Raw genomic sequence first — 17062 nt, 5'->3', positions numbered from 1 at the left:
GAAAAGAATTTGAGGGTAATTCTCTAATCTGCTGTGCTCCAAAGTTCTTTCATCGCATCTTCCTCTTGTCTGATGCGAACAATGAGCAGGCACAAATACAATGGAAATCCTATACAAAGGGTTATCCATGCGTTGCAGAGTAGTGCCACGCCGACAAGTTCAGGCATGATGTTCAAAAAGTAGTTGGGGTGGCGTACTGTCCTGAACAGGAAGCTCCGCTCGATGCGTTGGTTGGGAACAATATAAAGTTTTACCGTCCATACGTCTCTCAATTTATAGATGACATAGAACAGCATTCCATAGGCAAATGCCATGATGCTTACTCCTGTAATCGAAACAGTATTGAAATCGGTTCCTTTTGTATGCGCTTCGTAGAGTGCGCCAAAATAATAGGCTATATGTGCCAATGTCAGCAGAAGCGAGTTGAATTTACCATATTGTTTTGCTCCCTTTTTTTGCAGGAGTTTTTCGTTACGAATAGAAAACGAAAGGGAAACTAATCGCAAAGCAAAGAAAAAAATGAATGTAATAATAATGTATTCCATAATTTTAATGAATTGATATAATATTTTTTTAGCTAATCAGGAAGTCACTCGTTGTAGAATAGGACACCCTGTTTTTACGTTTTAATTTTAGTTGGGTGCAAAGATACAACAATTCTTATAATACTGCAATAGCTAAAAATGATGATTTTTCCGACAAAAAGATACATATTGAGCTTTTGGAAACTTTAATAGGCTGTATAATACAAATGCGTGTAACTAATTGGACAAACGAGTATAGTTAATTGGACACACTTGTCCAATCTATTGGACAGACGAGTCTAATTAGTTGGACAAATGAATCCAACTTATTGGACAAACGTGTCCAATATTATAAGTATTATAGGAATGGATAATGACCTCTTGTAGAAATGCAGTCGCATAGCACCTTTTATGACGGCTGACGCTCTATGAGGAAGATGTTTTACCGTACTGGCTTGAAGAAGAAAGGAGTGTTAAAAACAATAAAATCAGAAGAGTTTGCTTGTTTGTTAGAACTATAATGTATATATTTGTAAATAGAAAGAAGCAATCAACTACTAATATCAAACTTATTGTATTATTATAAATCTTTAGTTACATGAAAGTTAAAACAAAACTCTTATTTACTTTAGTGCTCGGCTTGTGGAGCGGTGCGCTAAGCGTAGTCAATGCGTCAGTTGCTCAAAATAAGTCGCAGGACGAGTATGAAAAGTCGCTTTGTCTTGTCGTTAAGTTGCAGGCAGGGGGCGAAAGTATCTTCTTTTTGGGAGAAAAGCCCAAGTTATCGTATTTTGCCGACAGTTTGGCGGTTGTTTATCACGACCAGCAATTGAATTTCGCGTTGGAAGACCTCAAGGATTATCACTTCGAAGAGCGTGAACCAACGGGAATTGGTCAGATAAAAGAACAGGGCGTGCAGCAGGGGCAAACCAACTTCTCGCAAAGTCTTGTTATCTTTAGAAACTATCCGGCAGGCTGTCGAATTACAGTCTTTACGAGCGAAGGACACCGAGTAGCTACCGTCGTAACAGACAAAGAAGGCTGTGCGCAGCTTGATATGCGCGAGCAACCAGCTGGAATTTATATCATCAACGTAGGGAAACGTTCCTTTAAGTGGTTGAAGAACTAATAACTAAATCTAAATCCCAATAATATTAACAACAAACCCATCAGTAGAATTGAATACATACTGATTTAATTCCGCCACTGGGTTCTTAAAACATCTGAATTATGAAAAAGAGACTCTTACTCTGCACGATGGCTGCTTTTGCTCTCGTTGCAAATGTTTGCGCTCAGGAATGGAAAATGGTTGTAGCGCACACCGACAACACGTTCGACACAATCGCCGTAGAAAAGGTTAAAGAGGTAACGTTTTTCAAAGGCAACTCGGGAACTCCAGACCCAAAAGAATTGGGCATTGAATTTGTGAAAATACCAGCAGGCTCTTTCCTAATGGGTAGTCCTCTGGAAGAACCGCAACGCGAATCTGGCGAAATACAGCATAGGGTTGAGCTGAGCAAGGATTTTTATATGAGCAAATACCCCATTACTTTCAAACAGTATGATAAGTTCTGCGAGGCGACAGGTCGCCAAAAGCCTGACGATTACACTTGGGGACGCGAGAACCGCCCTGTTATCGACGTAAGTTGGGACGATGCCGTAGCCTTTTGCGAATGGATTGGCTGCCGCTTACCGACCGAAGCCGAATGGGAATATGCCTGCAAGGCAGGAACAACTACTCCGTTTAATACTGGCGACAACCTGACAACAGACGAAGCCAACTACGATGGCAATTATCCTTACAACAATAATGAGAAAGGAACTTATCGTAAGAAAACTGTGCCTGTTGGAACGTTAGGTAAGCCCAACGCTTGGGGGCTCTGTGATATGCATGGCAACATACAAGAATGGTGTTCCGATTGGTACGCTGAATATAGTGCAGCAGACGAAGTCGTTACCGACCCGAAAGGTCCCGATAACGGTACATATCGCATATTGCGTGGTGGCAGTTGGACCACTCGTGCTATGCAGTGCCGCAGTGCTTATCGTGGTGGCATCGAACCCAGCAGCCGCTTGGACGATGCTGGCTTCCGTGTAGTATTGGTGAAGTAAAAGACAGAAAGAATGCGAAAGATGCGGGGCAGCAAGAATAATTTGCTGCCCCGCATTGGCTATATAGAAGTTCATAAGATGTCAGATTATGGCATAGAAATAGACAGCCTGCAAGAAAAGATTTCTTGCAGGCTGAAATTTATCTGTTGTTTCCTTTTGTTTGCTAATCCCGATTAGAGCTTTTCAATTCCTAATCAGACCTTCTCTAACCTTTGATTAGAACTCTGCGTTCTTTGGTGTGCGTGCAAATGGAATAACGTCGCGAATGTTCTGCATACCCGTTACGAAGAGAATGAGACGCTCGAAACCAAGTCCGAAACCGCCGTGAGGGCATGTTCCATACTTGCGGGTGTCAAGATACCAATCGTAAACTTCTTCCTTCATACCGCGATTGTGGATTTCTTCGAGCAGCTTTTCGTAGCTTTCCTCACGAACAGAACCACCAATGATTTCGCCAATGCGTGGGAAGAGTACGTCGGTGCCCTGCATAGTCTTTCCGTCTTCGTTCTTCTTCATATAGAAAGACTTAATCTGACTTGGGTAGTCGGTCATAATTACTGGGCGTTTGAAGTGTTCTTCCACCAAGTAGCGTTCGTGTTCGCTGCTTAAGTCCATTCCCCATTCAGCTACTGGAAACTCGAATTTAACACCATCTTCTTGTGCTTTCTTCAATATTTCGAAGCCTTCTGTGTAGGTAAGGCGCACGAAAGTATCTTTCAAAACACCTTCGAGGCGGGCAATAAGTTCCTTGTCAATCATTTGGTTGAGGAACTCAAGGTCGTCCTTACAATTCTCCAATGCCCAACGAACGCAATATTTAATGAAGTCTTCTTCCAAGTCCATCAATTCTTGCTGGTCGATAAAAGCCACTTCGGGTTCTATCATCCAGAACTCTGCCAAGTGTCTTGGCGTATTAGAGTTTTCTGCACGGAACGTAGGACCGAACGTATAGATAGCTCCGAGTGCTGTTGCACCGAGTTCGCCTTCCAACTGTCCCGATACGGTAAGATGGGTTTTCTTGCCAAAGAAGTCAGCACTGTAATCCACTTCGTCCGATTTTGCCACACGGTCTAAGTCGAGTGTGGTTACTTGGAACATATTTCCTGCACCTTCAGCATCGCTACCTGTGATGAGCGGTGTGTGGAAATAGTAGAATCCGTGTTCGTGGAAGTACTGGTGAATGGCTATTGCCATGTGGTGGCGAATGCGGAATACGGCACCGAAAGTATTGGTGCGAAGGCGCATGTGCCCATATTTACGCATATATTCGAAGCTCTGTCCCTTCTTCTGCATAGGGTAGTCGCTTGGGCAAAGACCATATACTTCTATTTCCTTACACTGAATTTCAGAAGTCTGTCCCTTACCTTGGCTCTCTACGAGCACACCTGTTGCGCTGATACAAGCACCTGTTGTTATGCTTTTTAGTATTTCGGCGTCCACAGAAGCTGGATCTACAACCACCTGAATGTTATTAATGGTAGAACCGTCGTTCAACGCAATGAAATCGACAGCTTTACTGCTACGATGAGAACGTACCCATCCTCTAACGTTTATATCTTTTCCAAAGTCGGTGCAACTTAAAGCATCGACGACTTTTGTTCTTTTCATTATTGCTTGTTTATTGATAAACTCCTCATACATAGCCACGGCTTTACGCTACAACTATGTGCGAGGAGTTTAGTTTTTTATTATTCAAAAGCTCCCATACGAAGCATATCTACCTCTTGTTCGGTGAGGTAACGCCAATCGCCACGACGGAGATTCTTCTTTGTAAGACCTGCAAACTGTACGCGGTCGAGCTTTACAACGCGGTAGCCGAGGCTCTCGAAGATGCGGCGAACAATGCGGTTCTTGCCACTGTGGATTTCGATTCCCACCTGACTTTGGTCGCGTTCGTCGGCGTATTCAATCGCATCAGCCTTGATTTCTCCATCTTCAAGTTCAATACCGTCAGATATTTGCTGAAGCGTCTGTGGTGTTACAGGCTTGTCGAGGAATACGTGGTAAACCTTCTTCTTCAAGAACTTAGGGTGAGTAAGCTTGCTTGCAAGGTCGCCATCGTTGGTAAGCAGCAGCACACCCGTAGTATTGCGGTCGAGGCGTCCTACTGGGTAGATGCGCTCTGGGCAGATACCTTTCACGAGGTCCATGACGGTTTTACGCTGTTGTGGGTCGTCGCTTGTGGTAACATAGTCCTTTGGCTTGTTCAAAAGAACATATACCTTCTTTTCGAGAGAAACTGGTTGGTCTTTGAATTTCACTTCGTCGGCACGCAAAATCTTTGTTCCGAGTTCTGTTACTACTTCACCATTCACAGTTACTGCACCTGCTTGGATAAACTCATCAGCCTCACGACGTGAGCAAACACCTGCATTTGCGAGGTATTTGTTCAAACGCAATGGTTCGTTCGGGTCGATGTTCTCCTCCTTATATTCTATGCGCTTCTTGAGCGAATATTTTGCATTTGGGTCGTAGTTGGCATTGTGTGGGCGATAGCCACCTTGCTGTCCGTAACCACCTTGGCGGTTGTTGTAGCCACCCTGACGGTTGTTCTGATAGCCACGGTTGTTGTATCCGCCACGGCTCTGATAGCCACCTTGGCGGTTGTTGTTGTATCCGCCACGGCTCTGATAACCGCCTTGACGGTTGTTCTGATATCCGCCACGGCTCTGGTAACCACCTTCTTCGCCATTGTTGTTGTAGCGTGGGCGATAACCGCCTTGCTGTTGGCGATTCTGGTAGCCTCCTTCTTCGCCCTCGTTCGTATTGTAGTGAGGACGGTAGCCACCACGGTTGTTGTAATTGTTTTGTCTGTTCTGGTAGCCGCCACGACTTTGGTAGCCACCTTCTTCGCCGCCGTTGTTGTAGCGTGGGCGATAGCCGCCTTGCTGTTGGCGGTTCTGATAGCTGTTGCCATAGCTGCTGGTACGTGGGCGATAGCCTGTCTTGCGTTCGGCTGAGCCACCTCCTTGTAGATTAGAACCGAAGCCCTCAGGACGAAATCCTCCTTCTTCATTATTGTTTTCACGGTCAGTTCCGTAGGCACGTTGTGCTTGAATGCGGGGACGTTGTGGGCGTCCTGTGCTGTGATAGCTTCTTTCGTAATAACTTCCTTGTCCGGCAGTTGAGTAGCCTTCTCGGCTATTCTCAGTCTGTCCAGACTGATTTTCTTTGTTCTCGAGTTCTTCTGTCATAATTTTAATCCTTTTAAAATAATACTTAACCTCACGGTCGAAACTTAACTATACTTATATTTATGTTTTGTTTATACTTCTCTTATATATATAATAAGGTGTGATATGTTGTCGTTTCGCCTTATATTATATTCCTGTGTAGTTGAGCGGTGTGATAGCCATAAGTTCGGCTTTCACTTCCTCGCTCACGTTCAATGTCTGTATAAAGTCGTGAATGCTCTCAGCGGTCATTTGCGTATTGGTACGCGTCAGCGCTTTCAATGCTTCGTATGGGTGTGGGTATGCCTCGCGACGGAGTATGGTCTGAATGGCTTCTGCCACTACTGCCCACGTATTTTCCAAGTCGGCATTCAGTCTTTCTTGATTCAAGATGAGCTTACGGAGCCCCTTCAGCGTACTCTGAATAGAGATGACACCGTGTCCGAATGGCACACCGATGTTGCGCAATACGGTAGAGTCGGTAAGGTCGCGCTGCAAACGGCTCACGGGAAGTTTCTGTGCAAGGAACTGCAATACGGCGTTTGCAATGCCAAGGTTGCCCTCGCTGTTTTCAAAGTCGATAGGATTCACCTTGTGGGGCATTGCACTCGACCCAACTTCGCCCGCCTTAATCTTCTGTTTGAAGTATTCCATAGAGATGTACAACCAGAAATCGCGGTCCAAGTCGATGATGATGGTGTTGATTCGGCGCATTGCATCGAATATGCTGCCGAGATGGTCGTAGTTGCTAATCTGCGTTGTCCATTGCTCGCGCTGCAATCCGAGATGTTCGTTTACGAACTTGTTGCCGAATGCTTTCCAGTCGTATTCAGGGTAAGCCACGTGGTGTGCGTTGAAGTTACCCGTTGCGCCACCAAACTTTGCTGTAAGTTTGCAAGCCTTCAAACTTTCCAATTGCTCCTGCAAACGATATACGAACACTTCTATCTCCTTGCCCAAACGAGTTGGCGAGGCAGGTTGTCCGTGCGTTTTAGCCAACATCGGAACGTCTTTCCATTCGTCGGCATATTGCTGGAGCTGTGCGATAAGTTCTTCAACTTGTGGATAATATACATCTTTCAGTGCTTCCAGTATAGACAGGGGCACACTGGTGTTGTTGATGTCTTGCGATGTAAGCCCGAAGTGTATGAATTCCTTGTAGGCGTCCAAGCCGCCAATCTTGTCGAATTGTTCCTTAATGAAGTATTCTACGGCTTTTACATCGTGGTTTGTGATGCTTTCTATCTCTTTCACTCTTGCCGCATCTTCTTCCGTAAAGTTATCGTAGATATTGCGTAACTTTCCGAACAGCTGTTTGTCGAACGATGCCAACTGTGGCAAAGGCAGCTCGCACAGCGATATGAAGTATTCAATCTCCACACGCACTCTGTACTTTATGAGAGCAAATTCGGAGAAATAATTTGCGAGTTTTTCGGTTTTGCCTCTATAACGGCCATCTACTGGCGATACGGCGGTTAAAACATCAAGAACCATAGTTTTTTATTTATTCAATTGCAAATTTAGTGTTTTAAATCGATATGTAAGCAAAGTTTTGCTATAATCTTTGTATTTTAAAGGTTAAAGGTTGCTTATAAAAACAAAAACACCTCACAACTCAACGTTGCAAGGCTATCCTCGTCTTCTTGTGGGCGTTGACGGATTCGAACCGCCGACCCTCTGCTTGTAAGGCAGATGCTCTAAACCAGCTGAGCTAAACGCCCTCTAAAAAACTCCCCGCAACCCCGAAAGGTTACAGGGAAACACCCCTGTGGGCGTTGACGGATTCGAACCGCCGACCCTCTGCTTGTAAGGCAGATGCTCTAAACCAGCTGAGCTAAACGCCCTTACTTTTCGTAAGCGAGTGCAAAGGTAAACATAAATTATTTAACCACCAAATTTTTAATTCGTTTTTATTTGTTATTTCTGAAAAAATAGATTGTCGGGCGCAATCCGTTTTGTGCGCCTTTGTCAAACCAAAGTGCTGTGTGCTGAATGTCAGACCAAGCATTTGCTTCGTCGGCGCAACTTTTTAGGCTTACATCTGTCTATCTCGTATGAGTATAAAAGATGTGTCTACTGAGTTAGCCAATGAAGGTAAAAGGTGTTTGTTCTAATCGGGAAAAGGTGGCTTAGTATAAGTCTGGCAAATTATTTACGTGTAAATAAATATTTTTCTACACGTAAATAATAATTTACTTACACGTAAATAAATATTTCTTTACGTGTAAATAATTTGTCCGACAAGCGTTTTAATTACAATATAATGGCTCTGCGTCAAAGGGTTATGGCGTTTTCAAGGGGCTTGTTCCGCTTTTTACTTCTTGGGAAAGTAGGGTTGAAGAAGGCGTCAGACGAGTATCTGCTTCAGCAGGAAGGTGGCATTTTGGTTTCGTGCCACGCCTCTACCTATCTTATATGTATAGGTAACATCGGTGCCAAGTTCTATTTCAAACGAATAGTTGTGGAAGCGTTGCGGGTTCTCGTCTTCGAGTTTAGACAGTTCTAAGTCGTGTGTGGCAATGACGCCCGTAACGTTTCGTTCGGAAATATACTCCAAGAACAGGCGCGAACCGTTGAGCTTGTCCAGCGAGTTTGTACCTTTCAGTATCTCGTCGAGTATGATTAGGCTCGGAACATTGGGGTCTAAACTCGCAATGAGTTGTTTTAGTCGGAGCAGTTCGGCATTGAAGTAGCTTATGCCGTGTGTAAGGTCGTCGGTTGTGCGCATATTGGTGAAAAGGCGGAATACCGAAACGCGCATCTCTTCGGCAAACACGGGCAGTCCGTTCATGGCAAGAATGTAGTTCACGCCCAGCGTTCGCAGGAAGGTGCTCTTGCCTGCCATGTTCGCTCCCGTTATAATGTAGTACTCGTGGTTTTGTATGTCGAAGTTGTTGCGCACAGCCTTTTCGCCCAAGAAAGGGTGGTAAATACTGCGTGCCTTGTAGCTCACTTCGTTGTCGCCGACCACCGTAGCCTCTTCCGCCTTGTCTTCATTGAGGCGGAAAGTCGCCATCGACACAAGTGCGTCGAACACGCTCGATGCGCCAATCCATTGGTCGGTAATTGGCTCGTAGGTGCGTTGCCAACGCAGGAAATGGCGAATGATGGTTATGTCTAACAGCCCGAAGCAGTTGAAAAGTACGATACCTATTTCGTTGCTCCGATTGTCTATCTTCTGAAGAATGCGCTCTAATTGTCCGAACGATGCCATTGCGCCCGACAAATTGGCTTTCAGCTCGCATAAATGAGCAGCTGTAAACGATTGTTTTTCTATCAGCGACGCCATATTCACGTAGCCGCGCACTTGGTCTTTCAGTTTAGAGATGGCTTCGTTCACCAATTTTATGTACTTGTGGGTGCAGAATGTGGCAAGGAAAAAGTTGAAAATGCCCCACCAAAGCGGAAGAAACGCAGGCACAAAGTTGCCGATAGAGAGGAAAATGCTGAGGTAAAAGCCCACAAGATTGGCGTAGAGAAGTATTCGGAAGGTAGGATTGCCGAAGTAGGAAGGTATCTGCAATGCGTGAATGCTTCCAAAAGCTTCTTTCACGGCAGCGGTATCTATCGGCTTTTCCGCTCCCTGTGCCTTGAACTGCGACAGGAATGGCTCGTTCTTGGCGATTTCGGCGATGGCTTCCACACGTTGTTCTATGTGCTTTAGGAGTTCCGTAGTAGGCAAGGATTCCCACTTTCCCGACAGGCTTTCGGCTAAATAGTCGCTTCCTCCCGAAGATATGGTGCGGTTGATGCGTTGGAACAGCGAGCCTTGCCCGAAGACGTCAAGGTCGAAAGTAAACGGGTGTGTAGGCTGAAGGTGGCGTTCGCCAGCATCGAATTTCGTGTAGTCGCCCGTCTGGTAGGCTACTTCCTTTTCGTAAACAAGCTTCAAAGCCAATGCGTCGGTAATCTTTCTGTCGTTCTTTATGTCTAAATTCCGAATATAGAAATAAAGGAATAGCACGCATAGTGCCACGCCCAAAGTCCACGAAGCATCGTTGAGAACCGTGAAAAGCACCACGAAACCAATGGAAACGGCAAACGACAGCACTTCTGCCATTACAAATGCACGACTTTTCGCACGCAAACTGCCAATGCTTTGCGCCAAGGCGGCAATTTGCTCCTTATATAATTTGTTCAAGTTTTCATTCATGTTGCAAAGATAGACAAAATAATCTTAACCGCAATAAATTCATCTTTGAATTGGATTTATAAGTTAAAAAGATTAATATTGGGCAAATAAGCAAATGTATAAGTATAAAACCCGAAAAATGACAAAAGTATTATAATATATATGTCTTACTACTCTTAAAGTAGCAAAAAGCAAGCATTAATGGGCTATTTTGCAACGTGTTTGGGGGAAATAAAAACTTTGAGACTTTAAAATTTGTTAGTAAGTAAATAAAAAGACATAGTTTTATTTGGCATTCTAATATAAAATGAATACATTTGCGGTAGAATTTAAAAACAAAGACACTAACATAAACGTTTTATCAAAATTACTATGGAAGTCAAAAAAATTATGCAGAGCCTGGAGCAGAAGCACCCAGGAGAGTCTGAGTACTTGCAGGCAGTAGAAGAAGTTCTCGAGTCTATCGAGGAAGTTTACAACCAACACCCTGAGTTTGAGAAAGCTCAGATTATCGAAAGAATGGTTGAGCCAGAACGTATCTTTACGTTCCGTGTAACATGGATTGATGACAGTGGCAAGGTTCAGACAAACCTCGGCTACCGCGTGCAGTTCAACAGCGCAATCGGTCCTTACAAAGGCGGTCTCCGTTTCCACAAGGCGGTTACACCTTCAATGTTGAAGTTCCTCGGTTTCGAGCAGACATTCAAGAACGCACTTACAACTTTGCCTATGGGTGGAGGTAAGGGTGGTTCAGACTTCGACCCAGTTGGCAAGTCAGACGCTGAAATCATGCGTTTCTGCCAAGCATTTATGCTCGAGCTCCGTCACAATATCGGCCCAGACCAAGATATTCCTGCAGGCGACGTAGGTGTAGGCGGTCGTGAAATTGGCTATATGAATGGTATGTACCAAAAGCTCACACGCCAGTACCACACAGGTGTTCTCACAGGTAAGGGCTTGACTTGGGGTGGTTCATTCTTCCGTCCTGAAGCAACAGGTTTTGGTGCACTCTACTTCACAATGCACCTTTTGAAGAAAGCAGGCAAGGACATTAAGGGCAAGAAGATTTCTCTCTCAGGTTTCGGTAACGTAGCTTGGGGTGCTGCTACAAAGGCTACCGAACTCGGTGGTAAGGTTGTTGCAATCTCTGGTCCTGACGGTGTTTGCGAAATTCCTGACGGTATCACATCTGAAATGATTGATTACATGCTCGAAATGCGTAACTCTAACCGCAACAAGGTAGAAGATATGGCTACCAAGTTCCCAGGTAAGGCTAAGTTTACAGCAGGTAAGAAGGCATGGAGCATTCCTGTAGACATCGCTCTTCCATGTGCATTCCAGAACGAACTCAGCGAAGACGACGCTAAGGAATTGGTAGCTAACGGCTGCTGGTGCTGCTGCGAAGTTTCTAACATGGGTTGCCAACCAGGCGCTATCCACTATTTCCAGAACAACGGTATCCTCTTTGCACCAGGTAAGGCAGTAAATGCTGGTGGTGTTGCTACCTCTGGTCTTGAAATGACACAGAATGCTGCTCACTTGAACTGGGCACCCGCTGAAGTAAACGAGAAGTTGCAGTGGATTATGGAAAGCATTCACGAGCAGTGCGTGAAGTTTGGTGAAAAGCCAGACGGTACAGTAGACTACGTTAAGGGTGCTAACATCGCTGGTTTCATGAAGGTAGCTCAGGCTATGCTTGAACAGGGTGTAATCTAATAAAAGTTTTCTCCTTTCCCTTTTTCCACGCTGTTTGTGGGAAAAGGGAAATAGATATTTACGGAAGGGGAGGACGAATACAAACGCATATTTATATGAATAAAATCGGAAATCTCCTTTTAATAACAACAATAATGGGCTTTACCGCCTCGACAGAGTGTTCAGCACAGTCGAGTGGTAAAGCCTCTTATTATAGTAACGACCTGCATGGTCGGAAAATGAGCAATGGCGAACGATACGACCGAAACGACTTTACGTGTGCGCATCGAACATTGCCTTTCGGCACTCGACTAAGGGTTACGAATACCAAGAATGGTAAAGAAGTAGAGGTACGAGTTACCGACCGAGGCCCTTATTCGCATGGCAGAATCGTCGATTTATCGTATGCAGCAGCCCGAGAAATAGGTATGATAGCCAGTGGGGTGGCTTATATTAAAGTGGAAGTGCTGCCAAAAGAAACCGAAATACCTTATGCAGCGGAGGAGAATAGCTTGAAGATGCCAGAGGTGGAGTATGGTTTTGCTGGTGTTTGCTACGAGTTTATACCTGAATGGGAGGCGCAAGGCAAGGACGATAAGCCGAAGACGATAGAACGAAAGGTAAAAACTTCGTTGCAACCAAAGAAGAATACGCACACTGTAACGCCACCGACAAAGGCGAACAACAACACTAAACCAGCACAGAAGCCTGTCGAGAACAAACGTCCGACACAACAAAAAACAAATTCAAAGAGTTGGACGAACTTCTTTAAAAACGTAAAGAAGGGCATAACCAGCTTGTTTGAATAATGCCAATGTGTATCGCTCAATGCACCAAAAGCGACTGTTTGCCGATAGCATAAGTTTTCTTTATTCAGCGAGATGAGGGATTATAGAATCGGCAAAGCGTTGTTATCGGTTTACTAAAGTGATGTTATAGATTCAACAAAGCGTTGCTGTCGATTTATTAAGATGTTATGATAGCTTCAGCAAATCGGTATTGTTGATTTGCCAAAGCAACATTATGGATTCAGTAAAGCAGCTTTGTAGATTTACCAAAGCAGTATTACAGATTTACTAAATTGCCATTATAAACCGTCTGCAGCCCTCCAACCCATACCGAATAAAGTCTTTCATAAACATAATAAAGCGCAGAAACGAAAAAAGACGCACCGTTTCCGATGCGCCTACCTTGAGTTATTTAGTCGGTTGTAGTGGTATTTTGCCTTTTCTTATTTTGCGTCTTCCGACCTTTTTATCCTTTTCTCTTTTTCCAATTATCGTATATTGTTTCTTCCTATTTTTGCGTCTTCAGACGTAGTTCTGTTACTCTTGCTATGCTTCTGTTATCCTTCAATATTGCAATGGCAAAGCTATATTCTCCTGTTTTTACCTTCCTGTCTGCCACTATCGTAGCTGTGTATCTTACCGTTTCGCCTGGCATCAGCACGTCGATGCGTGTTGTCGGACTTATTCTGAAGCGGTTTGAGTTTGTTGCTTCGGTTATTGTTGGGTACAAATTGCTAATCGGTTGAGTGCCTCTGTTGTGTATTTCAAAAGCAATCTGTCCCACTTCGCCACGCGACAGTATATTGTTTCCATTGTTATCCGTAAATACCAAGTTGCCTACTTCTATATTCGGCATTTCTTTTGTAATCTGTGTGAGCCGTTCAACGCTTGCTTCGTTGCTAAATTCCATGGGGTTCGCCTCCATTTCGGTAGGATAATCGCCAGCCCCCATTTGCAAATCGTAGAGTCGGTCGTCGCCCGAATTCGTACCGTCAAAGCCACTTTCATCTCCCGTTTGTGCTTCAAAATCCTGCTGTCTGTAAGGATTGTGCCCCCTTGCTTTGTTTCGTTGCACCCGTTCGTAATGCTCGCGAACAGCCTCTTCGGTCTTTTTCTGTTCATTGGCGTCCATTGCTGACCCTACGGCTGCACCGCCTACCATTCCGATAATTGTACCTATATCAGAGCCACGTGCGCCTCCTGCTATGCCGCCTACCGCACTGCCGAGCACGCCACCCAACGATGCGCCTGCATAGGTGTGGCGCATATAAGTATCGCAACTGCTTAACAAGAGAGTTGTAGCAACTCCTAATACTACTATCTTCTTCATATCTTATCTTTTGTTTGATAATGCAAAGATAGAACAAAACAGCGAATGCAAAAAGATAAAATCCCTACCAAAGAAGGGGAATTTCCCTAAAATGATGAACACCTTCGCACGATGTGCGTGGCAGCGTGCCATTGCAACGTAACAATGTGGTGGTAAACCAATAAGCAAAAGTCAGGCAACAATGCGAAAAAGCGTTGTTGTCTGACTTTTATTATTTATGTTGTAACCGCAGTTTATCTGTTCAGCAAACTTATACCATTTCTGTTTACTGCCGTAACGCCTTTTACTTTGTTGAAGTAAGCCACCGCTTTCTCGATGTCCCAGCCTTGCGGAGTCTTAATCGTAACTCTGTTCAAGTTCTTGTGTTCGTTCAGTATCACACAGTCCTTCTTTTCAATCGCCTTCATCAAAGCCTTGTCGCCTTTCGCCTTGTCGTAATAAATTATCAATGTGTGGCTTGCTTGTTCCGAGCCACTGTCTTCGTCGCCGCTGCCCATAATCTGTTCTTTTATAGGGCATTGTGCAGACGCAATTGTCGATTGGACAAACAAAAAGCCCACCAACAACATACCAATCTTAAAATATTTTTTCATATTAGCGTTTTTTATTCAATGTATATCTTCTGCAAAGATAAGCATAATTTCAGACCTTACCACTATATTTTATAATTATTTCAATATTCTTTGCTGTTTCTTAGTTGCCGTTGCCCCTTTCAGCAGAATATAATTGCCTGCTTGCTGTCGTACCCTTTTTCTTGCGTTCATATAGGCTTATACCCACAAAAATTGTTGTCAGCCGAATTACTTACACGTAAAGAAATATTTATTTACGTGTATGGAAATTATTATTTACGTGTAGAAAAATATTTATTTACACGTAAATAATTTGTCGTGTTGTTGTAAAAACAACGTAAAACATTGGAAAAGAGCAGGAAAACGCATAGGGGAAACATTGCCGAATTTACACGTAGATGACGCTTGGACACTGTGGTTGCCGATTATTGCAAGTTTTATTCTGTTGGCAATCAGACTTCTGAATATTAAAAGAACGAGGTCGAAAAATATAGAACGATAGCTTAAAATCTCATTTTATTTGTCTATCTTTGCAGCTGTAATAAAAGTCTATACACACACATACACCATAAGCAATATGAAAGAATTGGAACTCAAGTATGGTTGCAATCCCAATCAGAAACCTTCGCGCATTTTTATGGACGAAGGAGAACTGCCTATCGAAGTGCTGAACGGTCGCCCAGGCTACATCAACTTCCTCGATGCACTCAACAGTTGGCAACTTGTCAAGGAACTGAAAGCCGCTACGGGCTTGCCTGCCGCAGCATCGTTCAAGCACGTCAGCCCTGCTGGTGCAGCCGTAGGTTTGCCACTTAGCGACACGCTGAAGAAGATTTACTTCGTAGACGATATTGACTTTGAACTTACGCCCCTTGCTTCGGCTTACGCTCGTGCGAGAGGTGCCGACCGTATGTGTTCGTATGGCGACTTCTGCGCTTTGAGCGACACTTGCGACGAGGCTACTGCCCGACTCATCAACCGCGAGGTGAGCGACGGCGTGATAGCTCCCGACTACACACCAGAGGCCCTCGAAATATTCAGAACGAAGCGCAAAGGCAATTATAACGTTATCAAGATAGACCCAAACTATCAGCCTGCGCCGATAGAACGCAAGCAGGTGTTTGGCATAACCTTCGAACAGGGGCGCAACGAGATAAAACTCGACGACCCAAAGCTGTTCGAGAATATGCCAACTAAGAATAAGACCTTTACCGAAGAGGCGAAACGCGACCTCATTATTGCGCTCATAACATTGAAATATACACAGAGCAACTCTGTATGCTACGTGAAAGACGGACAGGCTATCGGCATCGGGGCAGGGCAGCAGAGCCGCATTCACTGCACACGACTGGCAGGAAGCAAGGCTGATGAGTGGTGGTTGCGACAGTGTCCCAAGGTGATGAACCTGCCTTTCAAGGAAGGAATACGCCGTGCCGACCGCGACAACTCTATCAACATCTATATTTCCGACGAATACGAAGACCTCTTGCAGGAAGGCACGTGGCAACTGTTCTTTACCGAAAAGCCCGAACCGCTGACCACAGACGAGCGCAAGGCGTGGCTTTCGCAGAACACGAAGGTGGCATTGGGCTCTGACGCATTCTTCCCTTTCGGCGACAATATAGAACGTGCGCATAAGAGTGGGGTGGAGTATATTGCGCAAGCAGGCGGCAGCATACGCGACGACCACGTTATAGACACCTGCGACAAGTATGGCATAGCAATGGCATTTACAGGCGTACGCTTGTTCCACCATTGATGAAAGAATGTTCTGAACCAACCTAAAAGCAAACGATATGAGCGAAATAGACGAGATAATTGAAAGCGGAATGGTTTTCCGAGGTGCGCCAAAACCAAAGGTAGACGACGGAAAAGTGAAGACCAAAGCCAAGAAAAAGAAGTATATAACGGGGGCACACGGCTCTGGCAGTGCCAAGCAGAAGGCGAAATACCGTCAGCAACGTGCCAATCGCAACAAGTAAGCCATATATAAATATTGTGTAGTGACCAGGCATATCGGCTGTATTGGCGGTTGTTTGCTATAACTTTTATAAGATTAGAAGAATTTAACACAAATACTTTGACGATATAAAAAGTTATCGCTTATCTTTGCATCGTTAATTTATAAAAAGGTAAAAAATGAAGAAAGTATTCGTTTTAATGGCAGCTTGCGCCACAATGGTAGCATGCCAGCAAAAAGGGAAAGCAGATGCCGAAGCAAAGGCAGGTGATACAGCACAGACAGAAGTAGCAGCAGACACTATGCACTACGAAGGTGTAGTAGCAGCAGCTGACGGTCCTGGCATTCGTTACGAAATAGCATTGGCAGCTGACAGCACCAATGGTTTCAGTATGAAGGAAACCTATCTTGAAGCTGAAAACGGCAAGGACAAGGTGAGCAACTACAGCGGTAACGCAGAGAAAATAGAGAAAGACGTAAACGGTGCAAAGAAAGTAGCTTATAAGTTTGCTACTGGTAAGGACGGCGCAGTTTACTTCCTCCAAGCAAACGACTCTACTCTCCGTATGGTAAACGAAGAGTTGGAAGAGAGCGTAACAAAGGAACTCAACTACGATTTGAAGTTGGTTAGATAATCAATCCTGATAGGAAAAGAAATAAAAATGGGAAACAATGAACCGAAAGGAACATTGTTTCCCATTTAGTTTATGCAGGGTAGCGTGCTAAAAATCGGTTTAAAACCATCGCAGATAAAAAGAAAAACACTATATTTGTAA

14 protein-coding genes and 2 tRNA genes are annotated in these 17062 nt (G+C 44.4%); 7 read left to right on the top strand and 9 right to left on the bottom strand.

Going from position 1 to position 17062, the window contains the following annotated elements:
• Nucleotides 1-23: 23 nt before the first annotated feature.
• Nucleotides 24-545 (bottom strand): isoprenylcysteine carboxyl methyltransferase family protein, encoded by a 522-nt coding sequence (locus BWX39_RS07925; RefSeq protein WP_028905444.1) that lies wholly within the window; start codon nucleotides 543-545, stop codon nucleotides 24-26.
• A 577-nt stretch (nucleotides 546-1122) separates the two neighbouring features.
• Between BWX39_RS07925 and BWX39_RS07920 the strand changes: the two genes are divergently transcribed.
• The gene (locus BWX39_RS07920; protein WP_028905445.1) at nucleotides 1123-1653 is read left to right on the top strand and encodes a hypothetical protein; all 531 of its coding nucleotides are present in this window, start codon (nucleotides 1123-1125) and stop codon (nucleotides 1651-1653) included.
• Between the two features lie 101 nt (nucleotides 1654-1754).
• Nucleotides 1755-2636 (top strand): formylglycine-generating enzyme family protein, encoded by an 882-nt coding sequence (locus BWX39_RS07915; protein ID WP_028905446.1) that lies wholly within the window; start codon nucleotides 1755-1757, stop codon nucleotides 2634-2636.
• A 216-nt stretch (nucleotides 2637-2852) separates the two neighbouring features.
• Here BWX39_RS07915 and asnS read toward each other — a convergent pair whose 3' ends face one another.
• The 6 genes from asnS to BWX39_RS07885 form a co-directional block, all read right to left on the bottom strand.
• Nucleotides 2853-4244 (bottom strand): asparagine--tRNA ligase, encoded by a 1392-nt coding sequence (asnS, locus tag BWX39_RS07910; RefSeq protein ID WP_028905447.1) that lies wholly within the window; start codon nucleotides 4242-4244, stop codon nucleotides 2853-2855.
• A gap of 80 nt (nucleotides 4245-4324) precedes the next feature.
• Entirely contained in the window at nucleotides 4325-5830 is a 1506-nt protein-coding gene (locus BWX39_RS07905) for a pseudouridine synthase (RefSeq protein WP_028905448.1), read from the bottom strand.
• Between the two features lie 126 nt (nucleotides 5831-5956).
• Nucleotides 5957-7303: an adenylosuccinate lyase gene (gene purB / locus BWX39_RS07900; protein ID WP_028905449.1), complete on the bottom strand. Its 1347-nt coding sequence runs from the start codon at nucleotides 7301-7303 to the stop codon at nucleotides 5957-5959.
• A gap of 152 nt (nucleotides 7304-7455) precedes the next feature.
• Nucleotides 7456-7530, bottom strand: a tRNA-Val gene (locus BWX39_RS07895).
• A gap of 48 nt (nucleotides 7531-7578) precedes the next feature.
• Nucleotides 7579-7653 (bottom strand) — tRNA-Val (locus BWX39_RS07890).
• Nucleotides 7654-8156: 503 nt separating this feature from the next.
• Nucleotides 8157-9962 carry a MutS-related protein gene (locus BWX39_RS07885; RefSeq protein ID WP_028905450.1) on the bottom strand — a complete coding sequence of 602 codons (1806 nt, stop codon included), beginning with the start codon at nucleotides 9960-9962 and terminating at the stop codon, nucleotides 8157-8159.
• A gap of 351 nt (nucleotides 9963-10313) precedes the next feature.
• Between BWX39_RS07885 and gdhA the strand changes: the two genes are divergently transcribed.
• The gene (gene gdhA, locus BWX39_RS07880; RefSeq protein ID WP_028905451.1) at nucleotides 10314-11657 is read left to right on the top strand and encodes an NADP-specific glutamate dehydrogenase; all 1344 of its coding nucleotides are present in this window, start codon (nucleotides 10314-10316) and stop codon (nucleotides 11655-11657) included.
• A 95-nt stretch (nucleotides 11658-11752) separates the two neighbouring features.
• On the top strand, nucleotides 11753-12445 hold the full coding sequence (locus BWX39_RS07875; RefSeq protein WP_028905452.1) for a septal ring lytic transglycosylase RlpA family protein: 693 nt from the start codon (nucleotides 11753-11755) through the stop codon (nucleotides 12443-12445).
• A gap of 487 nt (nucleotides 12446-12932) precedes the next feature.
• On the opposite strand, the gene BWX39_RS07870 is transcribed toward BWX39_RS07875, so the two are convergent.
• Both BWX39_RS07870 and BWX39_RS07865 read right to left on the bottom strand, forming a co-directional pair.
• A complete protein-coding gene (locus tag BWX39_RS07870) occupies nucleotides 12933-13754 on the bottom strand; it encodes a hypothetical protein (RefSeq protein WP_028905453.1) in 822 nt (273 codons plus the stop codon).
• A 233-nt stretch (nucleotides 13755-13987) separates the two neighbouring features.
• On the bottom strand, nucleotides 13988-14347 hold the full coding sequence (locus tag BWX39_RS07865; protein WP_028905454.1) for a hypothetical protein: 360 nt from the start codon (nucleotides 14345-14347) through the stop codon (nucleotides 13988-13990).
• Between the two features lie 556 nt (nucleotides 14348-14903).
• Here BWX39_RS07865 and BWX39_RS07860 point away from each other — a divergent pair.
• The 3 genes from BWX39_RS07860 to BWX39_RS07850 all read left to right on the top strand — a co-directional run bounded on the left by BWX39_RS07860 (nucleotide 14904) and on the right by BWX39_RS07850 (nucleotide 16921).
• Nucleotides 14904-16085: a phosphoribosylaminoimidazolecarboxamide formyltransferase gene (locus BWX39_RS07860; RefSeq protein ID WP_028905455.1), complete on the top strand. Its 1182-nt coding sequence runs from the start codon at nucleotides 14904-14906 to the stop codon at nucleotides 16083-16085.
• 37 nt (nucleotides 16086-16122) lie between these two features.
• Nucleotides 16123-16308, top strand: a complete 186-nt coding sequence (locus BWX39_RS07855) for a hypothetical protein (RefSeq protein WP_014709645.1) — start codon at nucleotides 16123-16125, stop codon at nucleotides 16306-16308.
• A 157-nt stretch (nucleotides 16309-16465) separates the two neighbouring features.
• A complete protein-coding gene (locus BWX39_RS07850; RefSeq protein ID WP_014709646.1) occupies nucleotides 16466-16921 on the top strand; it encodes a copper resistance protein NlpE N-terminal domain-containing protein in 456 nt (151 codons plus the stop codon).
• Nucleotides 16922-17062 lie beyond the last annotated feature (141 nt).

This window comes from Prevotella intermedia ATCC 25611 = DSM 20706, assembly GCF_001953955.1.
GTDB lineage: Bacteria > Bacteroidota > Bacteroidia > Bacteroidales > Bacteroidaceae > Prevotella > Prevotella intermedia.
This window is presented reverse-complemented; position numbering and strand designations above follow the sequence as displayed.

Coding starts and splice junctions, on each gene's coding strand:
- BWX39_RS07925 (WP_028905444.1), bottom strand. CDS start 545: ATGGAATACATTATTATTACATTCATTTTTTTCTTTGCTTTGCGATTA.
- BWX39_RS07920 (WP_028905445.1), top strand. CDS start 1,123: ATGAAAGTTAAAACAAAACTCTTATTTACTTTAGTGCTCGGCTTGTGG.
- BWX39_RS07915 (WP_028905446.1), top strand. CDS start 1,755: ATGAAAAAGAGACTCTTACTCTGCACGATGGCTGCTTTTGCTCTCGTT.
- asnS (WP_028905447.1), bottom strand. CDS start 4,244: ATGAAAAGAACAAAAGTCGTCGATGCTTTAAGTTGCACCGACTTTGGA.
- BWX39_RS07905 (WP_028905448.1), bottom strand. CDS start 5,830: ATGACAGAAGAACTCGAGAACAAAGAAAATCAGTCTGGACAGACTGAG.
- purB (WP_028905449.1), bottom strand. CDS start 7,303: ATGGTTCTTGATGTTTTAACCGCCGTATCGCCAGTAGATGGCCGTTAT.
- BWX39_RS07885 (WP_028905450.1), bottom strand. CDS start 9,962: ATGAATGAAAACTTGAACAAATTATATAAGGAGCAAATTGCCGCCTTG.
- gdhA (WP_028905451.1), top strand. CDS start 10,314: ATGGAAGTCAAAAAAATTATGCAGAGCCTGGAGCAGAAGCACCCAGGA.
- BWX39_RS07875 (WP_028905452.1), top strand. CDS start 11,753: ATGAATAAAATCGGAAATCTCCTTTTAATAACAACAATAATGGGCTTT.
- BWX39_RS07870 (WP_028905453.1), bottom strand. CDS start 13,754: ATGAAGAAGATAGTAGTATTAGGAGTTGCTACAACTCTCTTGTTAAGC.
- BWX39_RS07865 (WP_028905454.1), bottom strand. CDS start 14,347: ATGAAAAAATATTTTAAGATTGGTATGTTGTTGGTGGGCTTTTTGTTT.
- BWX39_RS07860 (WP_028905455.1), top strand. CDS start 14,904: ATGAAAGAATTGGAACTCAAGTATGGTTGCAATCCCAATCAGAAACCT.
- BWX39_RS07855 (WP_014709645.1), top strand. CDS start 16,123: ATGAGCGAAATAGACGAGATAATTGAAAGCGGAATGGTTTTCCGAGGT.
- BWX39_RS07850 (WP_014709646.1), top strand. CDS start 16,466: ATGAAGAAAGTATTCGTTTTAATGGCAGCTTGCGCCACAATGGTAGCA.